Raw genomic sequence first — 16359 nt, 5'->3', positions numbered from 1 at the left:
GGTAGATATGATTACATAAAAGGTAGTTTACATTGTATAAAGTGCTTTTTTGTCTTGTAAATATGATACTTGGGTAGAAAAGAAAAACATATGATATGTTTTTAATGAAATTTTTAACTTTTCCTTGCAAAACAAAAGGTTATACCGTTAATTTGCAGTTCAATTTACAGTAAGTGCTGTTTAGTTCATAAACATTGTAAATGTTATCAAGAAAGGTGGAGGGAATAGACCCTGTGAAACCTTAGCAACCCTTTATCTGTTAAAGAAGGTGCTACATTCTATTCGCATAGCGAAATAGATAACGAAGAGCATAGCCTTGCTATATTTTCTTTTCACTTTTCTAGATACACTTTTTACATGTTTTTAAAGAAAGATATGGTGCTGCCTTTTATTGTTTTGGAATAAGTGTAATAAAAAGTAACACGGCGAAATTTTATTATGAAGGATATATACAAAATACTTGAAGAAAGGATTCTTATACTTGATGGAGCAATGGGAACCATGCTGCAACGTCATAAGTTTACCGAAGAAGATTTTAGAGGAGAACGATTTAAGGATTGGCCTGTTCCTGTTCAAGGAAATAATGATTTGCTAAGCATTACCCAACCAGAAGCAATAAAAGAAGTGCATCGATTGTATTTTGAAGCAGGAGCAGATATTGTAGAGACCAATACGTTTTCGGGAACTACTATTGCTATGGCAGATTATGAAATGGAAGAGTTGGTTTATGAACTTAATTATCAATCTGCCAAAATTGCTAAAGAAGTAGCGCAAGAGTTTGCAGAAAAAGAACCTCACAAACCTCGTTTTGTAGCTGGGTCAATTGGTCCAACAAACAGAACAGCGAGCATGTCTCCAGATGTAAACGATCCTGGTTATCGCGCAGTAACTTTTGATGAATTAAAGATAGCATATAAACAGCAGGTAGAAGCCTTGGTAGATGGAGGAGCAGATATTCTTTTGGTAGAGACTGTTTTTGATACATTAAATGCAAAAGCGGCATTGTTTGCAATCGAAGAGGTAAAAGATGAAAGAAATATCGATATACCTGTAATGGTTAGTGGTACCATAACAGATGCCAGTGGTAGAACACTATCTGGTCAAACTGCAGAGGCGTTTTTGATTTCTATATCACATATCCCAATGTTATCTGTTGGGTTTAATTGTGCATTAGGAGCAAATCAACTTACACCACATTTAGAAGTACTTTCGCAAAAAGCAACATTTGGGATATCAGCACATCCTAACGCAGGTTTACCAAATGCATTTGGAGAGTATGATGAGACACCAGAGCAAATGGCATCTCAAATAAAAGAATATTTAGACAAAAGCCTAATCAATATTATTGGAGGATGTTGTGGTACCACACCAGAACATATTAAGGCAATTGCTGATATGGTAAAAGAATATAAACCAAGACGAGTTACCGTCTTAAGTTGATAGTTATCAGTTAATAGTTTATGGAGTATATAGAATTAGAGGTATGGAAGGAATCAAGAATATTGGTCAAACATTTATATGAAATGACAAGAGAGTTCCCAAAAGATGAATTATATGGACTGACAACTCAAATGAGAAGAAGTGCGGTTTCAATACCATCAAATATTGCAGAAGGTTGTGGTAGAAGAACTAAAGCAGATACGATTCAGTTTTTACATGTTTCAAGAGGCTCATTATATGAGTTGGAAACTCAATTGTATTTAGCTTTGGATCAAAATTATTGTAAAGAGAAAGATTATGAAATTCTTTTCGATCAAATTAGAAAGTGTAAAAAACTACTCAATGGATTTATTAACTATTATAAAAATTTATAAGTTATGATAGGTGATAGTATAAAACCATCAACAGATAACAGTCAACTTTCAACTAGGAGATATCTAAAATTATCGGGATTAGAACCATTAATTGTTACTCCAGAAACTAACTTTATAAATGTTGGGGAGCGAACAAATGTAGCGGGATCTCGAAAGTTTTTAAGACTGGTAAAAGAAGAGAAATTTGATGAAGCGTTAGATATTGCACGTCATCAGGTAGAAGGAGGAGCCCAGGTCATCGATATAAATATGGATGATGGTCTTATCGATGGAAAAGAGGCAATGGTAAGATTTTTAAATCTTATTATGGCAGAACCAGATATCGCCAGAGTCCCTATCATGATCGATAGTTCTAAGTGGGATATTATCGAGGCAGGTTTGCAGGTCGTACAAGGAAAATGTGTCGTAAACTCGATCAGTCTTAAAGAAGGTGAAGAAGAGTTTATTGCCCACGCAAAGGCGATTAAACGATATGGTGCGGCGGTAATTGTCATGGCATTTGACGAAGTAGGGCAGGCAGATAATTATGAGCGTCGTATAGAAATATCTAAAAGGTCCTATGATGTTTTGGTGAATAAAGTTAATTTTCCTCCAGAAGATATCATTTTTGATCTTAATATATTTCCTGTTGCTACAGGGATGGAGGAGCATCGTAAAAATGCAGTTGATTTTATAGAAGCAACCAGATGGGTGCGAGAAAACTTACCACATTGTAGTGTGAGTGGTGGAGTGAGTAATGTATCGTTTTCATTTAGAGGAAATAATGTTGTTAGAGAAGCTATGCACTCTGTGTTTTTGTTTCATGCTATAAAAGCAGGAATGAATATGGGAATTGTAAACCCGGCAATGCTCGAGGTATATGATGACATTCCTAAAGATTTGCTCGAACATGTAGAAGATGTAATCTTGAATAGACGTGATGATGCTACAGAGAGATTACTTGATTTTGCAGAAACGGTAAAAGGAACGAGTAAGGAGAAAACGGTAGACTTATCCTGGCGAGAAGAATCTTTACAGGATAGGATTACAAGAGCATTGGTAAAAGGGATCGATCAATACATTGTAGAAGATGTTGAAGAAGCCAGACAAAGTGTAGAGAAGCCGATAGAAGTGATAGAAGGGCATCTAATGACAGGGATGAATGTCGTTGGTGATCTTTTTGGATCTGGAAAAATGTTCTTACCTCAAGTAGTAAAATCTGCTAGGGTAATGAAAAAAGCAGTAGCCTATTTACTTCCTTATATAGAGGAAGAGAAAAGGAAAAATCCAAAAGCCGCCGAAGGAAATGGGTCAAACGGCCGTATTTTAATGGCAACCGTGAAAGGGGATGTACATGATATCGGTAAAAATATTGTTTCTGTAGTTTTGGGATGTAATAATTACGAGATCGTAGATCTTGGAGTAATGGTGCCACCAGAAAAAATTATTCAGACCGCTATAGATGAAAAAGTAGATATTATTGGGTTAAGTGGGTTGATCACTCCATCTTTAGATGAAATGGTGTATCTGGCCAAAGAAATGGAACGCAAAGATTTTAGTGTTCCGTTACTGATAGGAGGAGCTACGACTTCCAAAGCACATACGGCAGTAAAAATTGATCCACAGTACAAGAATGCGGTGGTACATGTAAATGATGCTTCTAGAGCAGTAACTGTAGTAGGGGACTTGCTTAACAAAAGAAGTAATCAAAAATATGTAGGGGATCTTAAAGAAGATTATGAAAAATTTAGAGAAGGATTTCTTAAACGTACCAAAAAGAAAGAATTTCTAAGCATAGCAGAGGCCCGAAAGAATAAATACAAAATAGATTGGTCTGAGAGTGAAATTACAAAACCCAATGAATTAGGAATCCAGGTAATTTCGGATTTTGATATCAAGAAATTAGAACCTTATATCGATTGGAGTCCGTTTTTTAGATCATGGGATTTACATGGTAAATATCCAGCTATTCTTGCAGATGAAGTAGTTGGAGAACAAGCAACTTCATTGTTTAAAGATGCAAAAGAATTATTGACTAAGGTTTTTGATGAAAAATTGCTTGGCGCAAAAGCTATATATGGTCTTTTTGAAGCGAATACGGTAAATGATGATGATATCGAAGTGACCTCAGAAAATGGTAGTTTTGAATTTAGAACTTTGAGACAACAACTAAAAAAACATGCAGGTAAACCTAATTTTGCATTATCAGATTTTGTAGCGCCAAAAGAGAGTGGTAAGCAGGATTATATTGGATGCTTTTGTGTAAGTACTGGTTTTGGTACCAAAGAGCTGGCAGAAGCTTATGAAGCAGATCATGATGATTACAATTCTATTATGATTAAAGCTTTGGCAGATAGATTGGCAGAAGCTTTGGCAGAGTATTTACACGAAAAAGTGCGTAAAGAAGATTGGGGGTATGCCAATGACGAGGCATTGTCAAATGTAGAGTTGATTAAAGAAGAATATAAAGGAATTAGGCCTGCACCGGGATATCCTGCTTGTCCAGATCATTTAGAAAAACTAACCATTTGGGAACTGTTAGAAGTAAAAGAGAAAATAGGAGTAGAACTAACAGAAAGTTTAGCTATGTGGCCTGCGGCATCGGTATCAGGGTATTACTTTGCAAATCCAGAGGCTAGATATTTTGGATTAGGAAAGATAAAAGAAGATCAATTAAAGGATTTCGCACAACGCAAAGAGATTGATCTCGAATATGCAAGAAAATGGCTGAACCCTAATCTTTCTGAATAAAAAGAATGATAGTTTAGATACACTTCGAAGTTGTCCAAATGATGATCGAAGTTATCCAAATGCACTTCGAAGTTGTCCAAATGATGATCGAAGTTATCCAAATGCACTTCGGAGTTGTCTAAATGAAGATCAAAGTTGTCTAAATACAATTCAAAGTCGTCCAAATGTACTTGAGAATTGTTTGAATGGGGGGCAAAGTTGTTTGAATGCATTTGAAAATGAATGGAATAGTGGTCAAAGTTAAATGTATTGTATTTGAGATTTAGTAAAAAAAGAAATAATGAATATAGAAGAATTTATTTCCAGATATAATGAAGTGTTTGAAGGAGACCCATGGTACGGGATATCTTTATGTGATGCTTTACATCAGATTCCTTTAGAGTTTTGGGATCGAAAACCAGAAGGAGCAGCACATTCGGTTACAGAATATGTATGGCATCTTATTGATTGGAAAAAATTTGTCATAGAAAAAGTAAAAGAAAATAAAGAGTATACGATTATCATGAACTCTTCGCAAGATTGGCGAGAACATGTATCTGTTAATACTAAAGATGATTTTAATGAAATTCTTGGTGAGTTAAGACGCGTACAACAATCGTTATGTGAGTTGATCGTATCTAAAGAAGAAAGCTGGTTTGAGAAGCGTACTGTAGGTAGAGATTATATCAATCAATATATGTTAGAAGGTATTTTGCAACATGATATATACCATTTGGGGCAATTAAATTTGATATATAGCCAGTTAAAGTTGATAAAATAGTGTTTTTTTGCGTGAGGGATAGAGGTGATATCCTTTTTAGTATACAATGTTTATAATGAAGTATAGATGTGTATTTAAAAGATAAAGCCGATAGCCCGACCTTGCATAGCAAAGGGAACGCCCAAATTAAGAGAGAAAGTCATAAGTTTTGTAGAGCTTATTATAGAAATATATAGTAGATGAAAGTAACAGATCACATAAAAAATGCGAAAGGAAAAACATTGTTTTCTTTTGAGTTAATACCGCCACAAAAAGGAAGAAGTATACAGGAATTGTATAATAATATAGATCCCTTGATGGAGTTTAATCCTCCTTTTATTGATGTTACAACCTCTAGAGAAGAATATATATATATCGATAGAGAAGGGTTACTTGATAAAAAACTAACCCGCATGAGACCTGGTACTGTTGGGATATGTGCGTCGATAAAACATAAATATAACGTAGATACCATCCCCCATGTACTTTGTGGAGGGTTTACCAAAGAAGAAACAGAGTATTTATTAGTAGATTGTCATTACCTGGGACTTGATAACGTAATGGCATTAAGAGGAGATGCAAGAAAGGAAGAAAAATATTTTGTGCCAACCAAAGGAGGTCATAATTACTCTAATGAACTTGTCGAGCAGATTACCAACATGAATAATGGTAAATTTTTGCACGAGGTGATCGAGAAAGGTAGTGAATCTGACTTTTGTATTGGCGTTGCTGGTTATCCAGAAAAACATCTCGAAGCTCCATCGATGGATACCGATATTAGAAGATTAAAAGATAAAGTAGATGCCGGTGCCGACTATGTGGTTACACAAATGTTTTTTGATAATAAAAAGTATTTTGCATTTGTAGATAAAGCAAGAGAAGCAGGAATCGAAGTGCCAATCATACCAGGGATTAAGCCAATCGCTGTAAAAAGACATCTGCAACTGTTACCGCAGGTATTTAGATTGGATATTCCTGATGAGTTGGTAAGAGCAGTAGAGAATTGTAAAAGCAATGCAGAAGTTCGCGAGGTAGGTGTAGAGTTTGCTATACAGCAATCTAAAGAATTGATGGAGTATGGTGTGCCAGTATTACATTATTATTCGATGGGTAAATCTGATAATATTAGAAAAATAGCTCAGGGAGTGTTTTAAAACTTTAAAAAGGGGATCAAACTGCTATTTGAAAAGTATTACTATTTTTGCCCGATGATAAAAAAGAATTGTTTCATTGTTATACTTATTATTTGTTTTGGAATACATGCTCAGGAAAACGGAGCAAAGTATACTATCGATGTCAATAATTATTACGGTACCATTCTTAAGCATAATCCGGATATTTCTCATCTAATAACGGGGCATCCGTCTGGGGTGATCTTTTCATTTCAACGTAAAACATGTGGTAATGAAACCTGGGAAAGGTTATATAATGCACCTGATTATGGGGTTTCGTTTTTATATCAGGACTTGGATAACGAATACCTTGGAGAAAGTTATGCGCTGTTTGCTCATTATAATTTTTACTTTTTTAAACGTCTTTTTATGTTTAGGGTAGGACAGGGAGTTGCCTATAACACTAAAATTTATGATCAAGATGAAAACTTTAGAAATGTTGCCTATGGTACACATTTAAATAGTGCCACCTATTTATTGCTCAATTTTAAAAAAGAACAAATTATTGGAGGATTAGGAGTACAAGCAGGATTGGGAGTAGTGCATTACTCTAATGGCAATTCAAGAGCCCCAAACAAGAGTACTAATACGTTGTTTCTAAATGCAGGAATAATCTATAATCTTGATCAGGAAACTCCAGAATATATAGAAAAGGTAAAAGGAGAAGTTAGAGGAGGGGCGCCGATTGGATATGGTGTTATACTTAGAGGAGGTATAAATGAGAGTGATTTGGTAGGATCTGGTAGATTTCCGTTTTATACGCTGGTTGCATTTGTAGATAAAAGATTTAACAAAAAAAACGTTTTGCAATTCGGAACCGAAGTGTTTTTTTCTAAAGCTTTGAAACGTTATATTGAGTTTAGAAGTGTAGGAGGGTTTAATGATGGGACTACAGGAGATGAAGATGCCAAACGAGTAGGGATTTTTGTAGGTCATGAATTATTGGTAAACAGGATTTCGATACCGGCGCAGATAGGATATTATGTTTATTATCCTTATGAATTTGAAGGACAAGTTTATTTAAGAACGGGAGTGCAATACTATGCAACCAAAAATATATTTGGGTCGTTAACGGTAAAATCTCATGCTGCCAAGGCAGAAGCAATGGAGTTTTCGATAGGGTATAGATTTTAAAAATAAAAATATAAAGTGATTATTAAGCCTTTTGATATAGCTGTGATGCGTTTTATACTACTTTTAGGAATATGCCTATTGTGTGGATGTAATTCTGAAGATGCACCAGATTGTTTTCAGAGGACAGGTAATACGATACAAAGAAAAGTTGAGGTTGCTAGTTTTACTAGAATCTTGGTAAATCCCAATATAGAACTTGTACTAAAACAAGGGAGTATAACTCAAGTAGTAATAGAAACAGGCGATAATCTCATTAATGAAGTAACAGCAGAAGTAAAAGAAGATCGTTTAATACTAAGTAATACAAATGATTGTGCTTTCTTTCGAGGCTTTAATCAAACAAAAATTTATGTTACTGCTCCTAATATAACAGAAATAAGAAGTGCTACCCAGTTTGATATTTCTTCTGATGGGGTTTTAAAATTTCCAAAACTAAATGTTATTTCAGAAGATTTTATTGAAGAATCTGGAAATACAACAGGCACTTTTCATTTAAATGTTGATCTGGAAAATTTAGAGGTTTTAGGAAATAATATTGCTACTTTCTTTATCAAAGGTAAAGTTACTTCTTTAACGGTAAATTTTGCTTCGGGTACCGGAAGGTTTGAAGGAGAGGGGCTTGAAGCAGAACGTGTTACAGTGAATCACAGAGGTGCTAACAAGATAATTGTAAATCCACTACAATCTATCGAAGGTGAAATAAGAAGTACTGGTGATTTAATTTTGGTAAATGAACCTTCAATAATAAATGTAAAAGAGTTTTTTACAGGTCGTTTGGTGGTTTTATAAACTTTTCTCCTTTCTCTTAAGTTATATAAACAGATGCAATATATAATTTGCGTAATTATATTGTGGTTTTAAGAGAGTTTTATGTCTATAATTATTCATAAATTTATAAATGCATTATCCAGACTTAAATAGTTGATATAAAAGCTTGTTTATACTTTTGTCATACATGCAGATTTTACCCAAATCTTAAGATAAAATGTTTGATTTTAGCTTGGTACATAATGTGTCCTTACGATAAACACATGTCCTTATGTACTCTTACTCTTAAGGATATTATGCTATGATCAATAAAGAAAAAAAAGTAGCTAACACTACTTTAGGTAAAAAAGAAAACTATCTAAAAAAGGAACTGTATAACCTCATTAAAAATGATAGTGCCGTATTCGATTTTCTCCAGGATGTTACAATCGATGGCCTTTGGTTTTGGGATTTAGATAAACCAGAAAACGAATGGATGAATTCTAAGTTCTGGACTACTCTGGGGTATGAGCCAGAAGAAATGCCTCATAAATCTTCGGCATGGCAGGATATCATTTTTCAAGAAGACCTCAAAAACGTATATAAAAACTTTGCAGAGCATTCTAAAAACCCAGAACATCCTTTCGATCAGATTGTGCGATATAAGCATAAATTAGGGCATACAATATGGATACAGTGTAAAGGGTTAATATGGAGGGATTCTAAAGGTAAGCCCAGAAGAATGTTAGGGGCACATACCGATTTAACCAAATTGAAAAATGCAGAAGAGAGTTTGCGAAAACGGATCGATTCGTTTCAACATATAATTGATGTTACCGATATGGGGACTTGGCAATGGAATATTCAGACTGGTGAAGTTGTTTTTAATGAAAGATGGGCTAATATCATAGGATATACATTAGATGAGTTAAAACCCATTTCCATCGATACTTGGTTAAAATATGCACATCCAGAGGATTTAAAAAAATCGAACGAATTGTTACAAGATCATTTTTCAGGAAAGACCAGTGTTTATGAGATCGAAGCGCGAATGAAACATAAGAATGGAGACTATATCTGGGTATTGGATAAAGGAAAGGTAGTAAGTAGGGATGCACAAGGAGATCCAGAATGGATGATAGGTTCTCATCAGGAAATCAACGAAAAGAAAAAGGATTATGAAAGAAATAGATTGTTTATAGAACAGGCTCCTAGTGCTATTGCTATGTTCGATGTAGAAATGAATTATTTGGCCGCTTCTCAAAAATGGTATGAAGTGTATGAAATTAATGAAGAAAATGTAATAGGAAAGTTATATTATGATATACGTACAAGAACAAAAAAACTGACCAATCAGATTAAAGAAATTCATCAAAAATGCCTTAATGGTGAAGTGATCAGAGATCATGAGAAAGAAATTAAAAGTGTTAATAAAGCAACAAAATGGCTTTTATGCGAGTATAGGCCATGGTATTCTAATGAAAATAAAATAGGAGGAATAATAATTCATACTTCTGATATCACCAAAATAAAAAAGGAGAAAGAATTACAAGCTATACTCGAAGTCACCAAAGATCAAAATAGAAGACTAAAAAACTTCGCACATATTGTTTCTCATAACCTTAAATCACACTCTGGCAATTTTGAAATGTTGCTGGATTTGTATATTCAAGAAAATCCAGAGGTAGAATACAATGAAATTATTCAGCTCTTTAAAAAAGCTTCTCAAAATCTTTCAGAAACGGTATTACATCTTAATGATGTTGTACTAATTAATACAACACTTAGCGAAAACCTTTCTTCGATAAGCTTAAAACGAATTATTGATAAAGTAATTCGAACAGTGTCTGCTTTTGCAATAGAATCGAAAGTGGTAATTAATAATAATGTTGATGAAAATATTTTGGTATTAGCAATACAGGCATATTTGGATAGTATCATTCTTAATTTTATTACAAACAGTATAAAGTATAGATCTCCTGATAGAAAAAGTCATGTAACTCTTACTACCGAAAAGAATAAGGATTATGTTGTGCTAAAAATAGAAGATAATGGATTGGGGATTGATTTGAAAAAGCATAGGTCTAAACTGTTTGGGATGTACAAAACATTTCATCCTAATGTTAGCAACTCTAGAGGTATTGGCTTGTTTATTGCTAAAAATCAAATTGAAGCAATAGGAGGAGATATTGAAGTAGAAAGCGAAGTTAATTATGGAACAACTTTTAAAATTTATTTTAGATATGAAAAAAGTTAGTCTCACATGCATCATAGATGATGATCCTATTTTTGTTTTTGGGATTAAAAAAGTGATGGAATTAATCAATTTTTCTGATGGGATAATGGTATTTAGGAATGGGCAGGAAGCATTAGATAATTTAAAACCAATTATTTTGTCAAAAGAAGAACTTCCTGATATTATTAGACCTTAATATGCCTATTCTAGATGGTTGGCAGTTTTTAGATGAGTTTGTTAAGATACCTTGCGCAAAAAAAATAATAATCTATGTTGTTTCTTCGTCAATAGACCCCGAAGATGTTCTAAGAGCTAAATCTTATCAGGGTGTAAGTGATTATATTGTAAAGCCAATTACCATAGAAAGATTAAAAGAGGTATTATATAACTTTGAAAAAGTATAACCTTAAAAAAAAACTAAGAGGAATACTTAATTGCCTCTGTTAAAAATTTTGTATCCACCTATTGGTAAACTCAGAATGATGCATTTCTGTGCTAAAAATTGAATTGTTGGCTTTATGCTATACTAAGGATATTAACAGAACTAAGGCAGGTAGTTTTAACTTCAATAAAAATATACTCTTAGACCCTGAAATCAATGCCATTTTTCCTTTGTATTATAATTTAACAAAAGAAACGTATCTTTAACTAGAATTATGTGGTTGGTTTTTTAGAAACAGTTTCGGTTTTGAAAATATCCATAAGGAAATAAGTACTCTTATACTTAGATTAAAAGAAGAATGAATAAAATCTTTTTAAATATCGTTTCCACTGATGAAATGATCTCTTAAAAATATGTTTATAAACTATTCAAACGTAGCTTAAAGATAAAGTTCCAGTTTAACATGATTTCTAATAAAGTATTTACCTTAAGAGGTGAGTTCTTAAGAAATAAATTATGCGAAGTGAACAAAATGAAATAGAGGATCCATTTTCTAAAAAAGAAGAGAATTACTTAAGAAAAGAACTTTATGATCTCATCCAGGATAATCATGTGATTTTTGATTTTCTTCAGGATGATATTACAGATGGTCTGTGGTTTTGGGATTTAGAGAATCCTGAAAATGAATGGACAAATAACAAATTTTGGGATGTTTTGGGATATGACCAAGATGATATACCCAAGAAACACGATAGTTGGAAAAACACTATTTTTAAGGAAGATCTTAAAAAGTTCTACAAAAATTTTACAGAACATTTTAAAAAACCTTTAAAACCTTTTGACCAAATTATTAGAGCTAAACATAAACTAGGGCATACGATTTGGATTCAATGTAGAGGGATTATTTTACGAGATCAAAAAGGAAAGCCTAAAAGAATGCTTGGGGTTCACAATGATATTACTTTACTAAAAAAAGCAGAAGAAGGACTGAAAGAACAAATAAAGTCTTTTCAGCATATTGTTGATGGAACCGATTTAGGAACCTGGCAATTAAATGTCAAAACGGGTGTGTCGGTTTTTAATGAAAGGTGGGCAAATATCATTGGGTATACTCTAGAAGATATGCCACCTATTACATTGGCTAATTGGCCAGATTATCTGCACCCAGATGATCTAGAACAATCTAATCAATCGTTAAAAGACCACTTAGAAGGAAAGACAGAAATATATGAGAGTGAGTTTAGAATGAAACATAAGGATGGAAGCTATGTTTGGATTTTGGACAAAGGTAAACTGGTTAATAGAGATGTAGACGGAAATCCAGAGTTAATGATAGGATCGCATCAGGAAATTACAGAGAAGAAAAGAGACTATGAGAGAAATCGATTGTTTATAGAACAGGCACCTAGCGCAATTGCAATGTTTGATATAAATATGTGCTATTTGGCAATTTCACAAAAATGGTATGAAGTATATGAGATCGATAGTGTCGATATTATAGGTAAATCGTATTATGAAGTTTTTGATAAAGAAGAAAAAGAAATTAAGAATATTCACCAAAGAAGCCTTGCAGGAAAGGTAATAAAAAATCATGAGCGAAAAATAGAAAAGCCTAATGGAGAGGTACAATGGCTTTTGTGTGAATATAGGCCATGGTATTCTGATAAAAACAAGACTGAAGGAATTATAATACATACTTCTGATATCACCAAAGTGAAAAAAGAAGAAGAATTACAAGCTTTGTTAGAAGTCACCAAAGATCAAAATAAACGCTTAAAGAATTTTGCACACATTGTATCACATAACCTTAAATCACATTCTGGTAATTTTGAAATGTTATTGGATATATACCTGCAAGAAAACCCAAAAGCAAAGAATAATGAAATTATTCAGCTTTTTAAAAAGGCTTCTCAAAACCTTTCAGATACCATTTTACATTTAAACGAGGTTGTACAAATTAATACTTCGATTAAAGATAGTTTAAAATCAATTAATCTGGGACAAGTTATTGATAAGGTAATAAGAACAGTTGCTGCCTTGGCAATCGAATCAAAGGTGATTATCGAGAATAAAGTTGAGTACAATCATAAGGTTTTAGCTATTCCTGCTTATCTAGATAGTATTATACTAAATTTTATTACCAATGGAATAAAATATAGGTCCAATGATAGAGATAGCTATGTTACTCTTTCGGCAGCTAGAAATAATGAACATATAGTTTTATCAATAAAAGATAATGGTTTAGGGATTGATCTTAAGAAACATAGATTCAAGTTATTTGGAATGTACAAAACGTTTCACTCTAATGTTAGTAACTCTAGAGGAATAGGCTTATTTATTGCTAAAAATCAAATTGAAGCTATAGGAGGGGATGTTGAGGTAGAGAGTGAAGTTAATTACGGGACAACTTTTAAAATTTATTTTAGATATGAAAAAAGTTAATCTTACATGTATTATAGATGATGATCCCATTTTTGTTTTTGGGATTAAAAAAGTAATGGAATTAATCAATTTTTCTGATAGCATAATGGTGTTTAAGAATGGACAGGAAGCATTAGATAATTTAAAACCAATTATTTTGTCAAAAGAAGAACTTCCTGATATTATATTGCTAGACCTTAACATGCCAGTGTTAGATGGTTGGCAGTTTTTGGATGAGTTTATTAAGATACCTTGCGAAAAAATAATAATAATTTATGTTGTTTCTTCATCTATAGATCCTGAAGATATATTAAGAGCTAAATCTTATCAGGGTGTAAGTGATTATATTGTAAAGCCAATTACCATAGAAAGATTAAAAGAGGTATTATATAACTTTGAAAAAGTACAACCCTAAAAAAGTTAAGAGAAATATAGAATTGTCAGGATATAATACTTAACCTGTTGTTGATGTTAACTCTATAAACAAACTTTCTAAGTTTTTGTTTTTTCTAGAAAGTTGTAGAATTTTTAATTGATTGTCATGAGCAAAATCAAATACAATTGGGCGCATATCTTTGTTGGTGTCAAAAGTTATCTGATATGAAAAGTCATGAATGTTTTTAACATGGCTTACATTAGGGAGTTTTGATAAAAAAGCTTCTTCAATTCTATAGTCAAATTCTACCTCGATAATTTGTTCTGTTTGATCATCAATTTCTGTAAGATATTTGTCTGCAACAATTTTTCCTTTATGAATGATAATAACACGATCACACATGGCTTCAACCTCTTGCATGATGTGCGTTGATAAAAAAACGGTTTTTTCTTTTCCTATGGATTTTATTAATTCTCTTATTTCTATTAGCTGGTTGGGGTCTAATCCCGTAGTAGGCTCATCAAGAATCAAAACACTTGGGTTGTGAAGTAATGCACAGGCCAATCCAACACGTTGTCGATACCCTTTTGATAACTGTCCGATTTTTTTGTTTGCCTCAGGTGTTAACCCCGTTAGATTAATCACTTCTTCGATTCTCGAATTGGCTACTTTGTATATAGAGGCATTAAACTTCAAATATTCTCGTATGTACATTTCAGTATACAAAGGATTATGTTCGGGCAAATAACCTATACTTTTTTTGACGTCTGTGGGGTGTGATTGCGTATCAAACCCATTGACCAATGCAGTGCCTTCAGACGGATTTAGATAAGTAGTTAAAACCTTCATCATTGTTGATTTTCCTGCACCATTGGGACCGAGAAAACCAACAATTTCTCCTTGATTTACCTCAAAAGAAACGCTTTGTAAAGCTTTTTGATCTGAATAAGACTTAGAAATATTAGATACTTTAATAGACATATTGTATTAAATAATATATGTGATATGACAGTAATCAAAAGTACACATTTCAATATTTATTGTATGCGAATACATAAAAAATAAAGGTAACACTACCATAACATTATAGTAAAGTATTTTGTAAGGTGATATTGTATCTTTATAAGAAGAAACTATTTGTATGTTACAGTATTTAAAACGAGTTAGTTACAAGGTATTTTATCGGTTACTGTGTTTGTGCCAACAGTTTTCCTTTTTAATTGCTTCTTCTTTTTTTAAAAAAGGACTTTTTAAACACTAACCGCGGGTGTCTTTTTTATAAATAATGAATCATTTTAAGAACCTGAAATGGGGGGTGACAATTGCAGCGGCCCAAACAGAGGGAGCATATGATCAAGATGGTAAAGGTATTTCTATTTGGGATGTTTTTACTCAAAAAAAAACAAAAATAAAAGATCGTTCTGATGCCAAAATTGCAACAGACTTTTATAATAGATTTCAAGAAGACATCGATCTTGCAGTTAGTCTTGGGTTAACGATATTTCGGTTTTCTATTTCCTGGCCAAGAATCTTACCTAATGGAACAGGTACCATTAATCAAAAAGGAATCGATTTTTACAATAAAGTGATCAATTATTGTATTCATGTAGGTATAGAACCCTGGATTACTACATATCACTGGGATTTACCTCAAAAATTAGAAGATAGAGGAGGTTGGACTAATAGAGAGGTGATTGATTGGTACGCCTATTATGTAAAGATACTAAGAGATAATTTTTCTGATCGGGTTACCAATTGGATTTTGATTAATGAGGGTATTGTTTGTATAGGAGGAGGTTATTTTTTAGGAGTCCATGCTCCAGGTAAACGGGGAGTTACAAATTTTGTATCGAGTACGCATCATATGTTATTAGCACAAGCCAAGGGGTTTAAAATCCTTAAAGAGCATAAAGAACTTCGAGTAGGTACTGCTATAAGTTGTACCAAAATAGAGCCCTATAGAAATATAAAAGCGGATCATAAGGCTGCAAAAAGAATTGATGCACTTATGAATAGGTTATTTATAGAGCCACATATTGGATTAGGGTATCCAGATATTGATTTACCTATCTTAAAACGAACATCCAAATTTTATAAAGAAGGAGACATTGATGCAATGAAAACTGATTTTGATTTTTGGGGAATTCAGACCTATACCAGAGAAGTTGTTAAATCGGCATGGTATATTCCTTATTTGGGCGCAATCCAAATCAAGCCTAAAAGAAGAAATATAAAACCATCTATTATGGGATGGGAAACATATCCAGATGGCACACAGTATTTTTTAGAAAGATTATCAAAATACGATCCAGAAAAACCTTTGTGGTTATCAGAGTGCGGAATGGCATTGTCTGCTCATGACGATGATCAGGAAAGGATAGAATATTATGAAAAAATAATAAAAATCATGAAAGAGGTTACTACCAAGGGAGTCAATCTAAAAGGGATTTTGATTTGGACATTGGTAGATAATTTTGAATGGGCAGAAGGTTATATTCCTAAATTTGGATTCATACGTCTGGATAGAAAAACACTAAACCGCAGTCTTAAAAAATCTGCGATATGGCTAAAAGAATATTTGGGTAATAAAACTAATACCCCATAGCAT

The 16359-nt window shown here is 33.1% G+C and carries 14 protein-coding genes and 1 riboswitch; of the genes, 13 read left to right on the top strand and 1 reads right to left on the bottom strand.

The annotated features are described in order from the left end of the window. Positions 1–200 precede the first annotated feature (200 nt). A riboswitch (SAM riboswitch) is annotated at positions 201–305 on the top strand. Positions 306–438: 133 nt separating this feature from the next. The 12 genes from ABW636_RS01255 to ABW636_RS01200 all read left to right on the top strand — a co-directional run bounded on the left by ABW636_RS01255 (position 439) and on the right by ABW636_RS01200 (position 13790). Then, complete coding sequence (locus tag ABW636_RS01255; RefSeq protein ID WP_367588133.1) at positions 439–1440, top strand: homocysteine S-methyltransferase family protein; 1002 nt, start codon at positions 439–441, stop codon at positions 1438–1440. A gap of 20 nt (positions 1441–1460) precedes the next feature. Then, positions 1461–1814, top strand: a complete 354-nt coding sequence (locus ABW636_RS01250) for a four helix bundle protein (RefSeq protein ID WP_367588132.1) — start codon at positions 1461–1463, stop codon at positions 1812–1814. Between the two features lie 3 nt (positions 1815–1817). After that, complete coding sequence (metH, locus tag ABW636_RS01245) at positions 1818–4544, top strand: methionine synthase (protein ID WP_367588131.1); 2727 nt, start codon at positions 1818–1820, stop codon at positions 4542–4544. A 280-nt stretch (positions 4545–4824) separates the two neighbouring features. Continuing rightward, a complete protein-coding gene (locus tag ABW636_RS01240; RefSeq protein WP_367588130.1) occupies positions 4825–5304 on the top strand; it encodes a DinB family protein in 480 nt (159 codons plus the stop codon). A 179-nt stretch (positions 5305–5483) separates the two neighbouring features. Continuing rightward, positions 5484–6437 carry a methylenetetrahydrofolate reductase [NAD(P)H] gene (metF, locus tag ABW636_RS01235; protein ID WP_367588129.1) on the top strand — a complete coding sequence of 318 codons (954 nt, stop codon included), beginning with the start codon at positions 5484–5486 and terminating at the stop codon, positions 6435–6437. 54 nt (positions 6438–6491) lie between these two features. Next, entirely contained in the window at positions 6492–7589 is a 1098-nt protein-coding gene (locus ABW636_RS01230; protein WP_367588128.1) for an acyloxyacyl hydrolase, read from the top strand. Positions 7590–7604: 15 nt separating this feature from the next. Continuing rightward, positions 7605–8378 (top strand): head GIN domain-containing protein, encoded by a 774-nt coding sequence (locus tag ABW636_RS01225; RefSeq protein ID WP_367588127.1) that lies wholly within the window; start codon positions 7605–7607, stop codon positions 8376–8378. Positions 8379–8658: 280 nt separating this feature from the next. Next, entirely contained in the window at positions 8659–10593 is a 1935-nt protein-coding gene (locus ABW636_RS01220) for a PAS domain-containing sensor histidine kinase (RefSeq protein WP_367588126.1), read from the top strand. After that, entirely contained in the window at positions 10580–10768 is a 189-nt protein-coding gene (locus ABW636_RS01215) for a hypothetical protein (protein ID WP_367588125.1), read from the top strand. The genes ABW636_RS01220 and ABW636_RS01215 overlap by 14 nt, the downstream gene beginning before the upstream one ends. A gap of 1 nt (position 10769) precedes the next feature. After that, positions 10770–10976, top strand: coding sequence for a response regulator (locus ABW636_RS01210; RefSeq protein ID WP_367588124.1), 207 nt, complete (start codon positions 10770–10772; stop codon positions 10974–10976). Between the two features lie 494 nt (positions 10977–11470). Beyond that, the gene (locus ABW636_RS01205; protein WP_367588123.1) at positions 11471–13396 is read left to right on the top strand and encodes a PAS domain-containing protein; all 1926 of its coding nucleotides are present in this window, start codon (positions 11471–11473) and stop codon (positions 13394–13396) included. Further along, positions 13383–13790 (top strand): response regulator, encoded by a 408-nt coding sequence (locus ABW636_RS01200; protein WP_367588122.1) that lies wholly within the window; start codon positions 13383–13385, stop codon positions 13788–13790. The genes ABW636_RS01205 and ABW636_RS01200 overlap by 14 nt, the downstream gene beginning before the upstream one ends. A gap of 39 nt (positions 13791–13829) precedes the next feature. Here ABW636_RS01200 and gldA read toward each other — a convergent pair whose 3' ends face one another. Further along, complete coding sequence (gldA, locus tag ABW636_RS01195) at positions 13830–14732, bottom strand: gliding motility-associated ABC transporter ATP-binding subunit GldA (RefSeq protein ID WP_367588121.1); 903 nt, start codon at positions 14730–14732, stop codon at positions 13830–13832. 304 nt (positions 14733–15036) lie between these two features. Here gldA and ABW636_RS01190 point away from each other — a divergent pair, with 304 nt between their 5' ends. After that, on the top strand, positions 15037–16356 hold the full coding sequence (locus ABW636_RS01190) for a glycoside hydrolase family 1 protein (RefSeq protein ID WP_367588120.1): 1320 nt from the start codon (positions 15037–15039) through the stop codon (positions 16354–16356). Positions 16357–16359: the final 3 nt, after the last annotated feature.

The sequence above is a fragment of the Aquimarina discodermiae genome (assembly GCF_040786235.1).
GTDB lineage: Bacteria > Bacteroidota > Bacteroidia > Flavobacteriales > Flavobacteriaceae > Aquimarina.
The sequence above is the reverse complement of the archived record's forward strand: the minus strand, read 5'-3'. Positions and strand labels throughout refer to the sequence as shown.

Coding starts and splice junctions, on each gene's coding strand:
- ABW636_RS01255 (WP_367588133.1), top strand. CDS start 439: ATGAAGGATATATACAAAATACTTGAAGAAAGGATTCTTATACTTGAT.
- ABW636_RS01250 (WP_367588132.1), top strand. CDS start 1,461: ATGGAGTATATAGAATTAGAGGTATGGAAGGAATCAAGAATATTGGTC.
- metH (WP_367588131.1), top strand. CDS start 1,818: ATGATAGGTGATAGTATAAAACCATCAACAGATAACAGTCAACTTTCA.
- ABW636_RS01240 (WP_367588130.1), top strand. CDS start 4,825: ATGAATATAGAAGAATTTATTTCCAGATATAATGAAGTGTTTGAAGGA.
- metF (WP_367588129.1), top strand. CDS start 5,484: ATGAAAGTAACAGATCACATAAAAAATGCGAAAGGAAAAACATTGTTT.
- ABW636_RS01230 (WP_367588128.1), top strand. CDS start 6,492: ATGATAAAAAAGAATTGTTTCATTGTTATACTTATTATTTGTTTTGGA.
- ABW636_RS01220 (WP_367588126.1), top strand. CDS start 8,659: ATGATCAATAAAGAAAAAAAAGTAGCTAACACTACTTTAGGTAAAAAA.
- ABW636_RS01215 (WP_367588125.1), top strand. CDS start 10,580: ATGAAAAAAGTTAGTCTCACATGCATCATAGATGATGATCCTATTTTT.
- ABW636_RS01210 (WP_367588124.1), top strand. CDS start 10,770: ATGCCTATTCTAGATGGTTGGCAGTTTTTAGATGAGTTTGTTAAGATA.
- ABW636_RS01205 (WP_367588123.1), top strand. CDS start 11,471: ATGCGAAGTGAACAAAATGAAATAGAGGATCCATTTTCTAAAAAAGAA.
- ABW636_RS01200 (WP_367588122.1), top strand. CDS start 13,383: ATGAAAAAAGTTAATCTTACATGTATTATAGATGATGATCCCATTTTT.
- gldA (WP_367588121.1), bottom strand. CDS start 14,732: ATGTCTATTAAAGTATCTAATATTTCTAAGTCTTATTCAGATCAAAAA.
- ABW636_RS01190 (WP_367588120.1), top strand. CDS start 15,037: ATGAATCATTTTAAGAACCTGAAATGGGGGGTGACAATTGCAGCGGCC.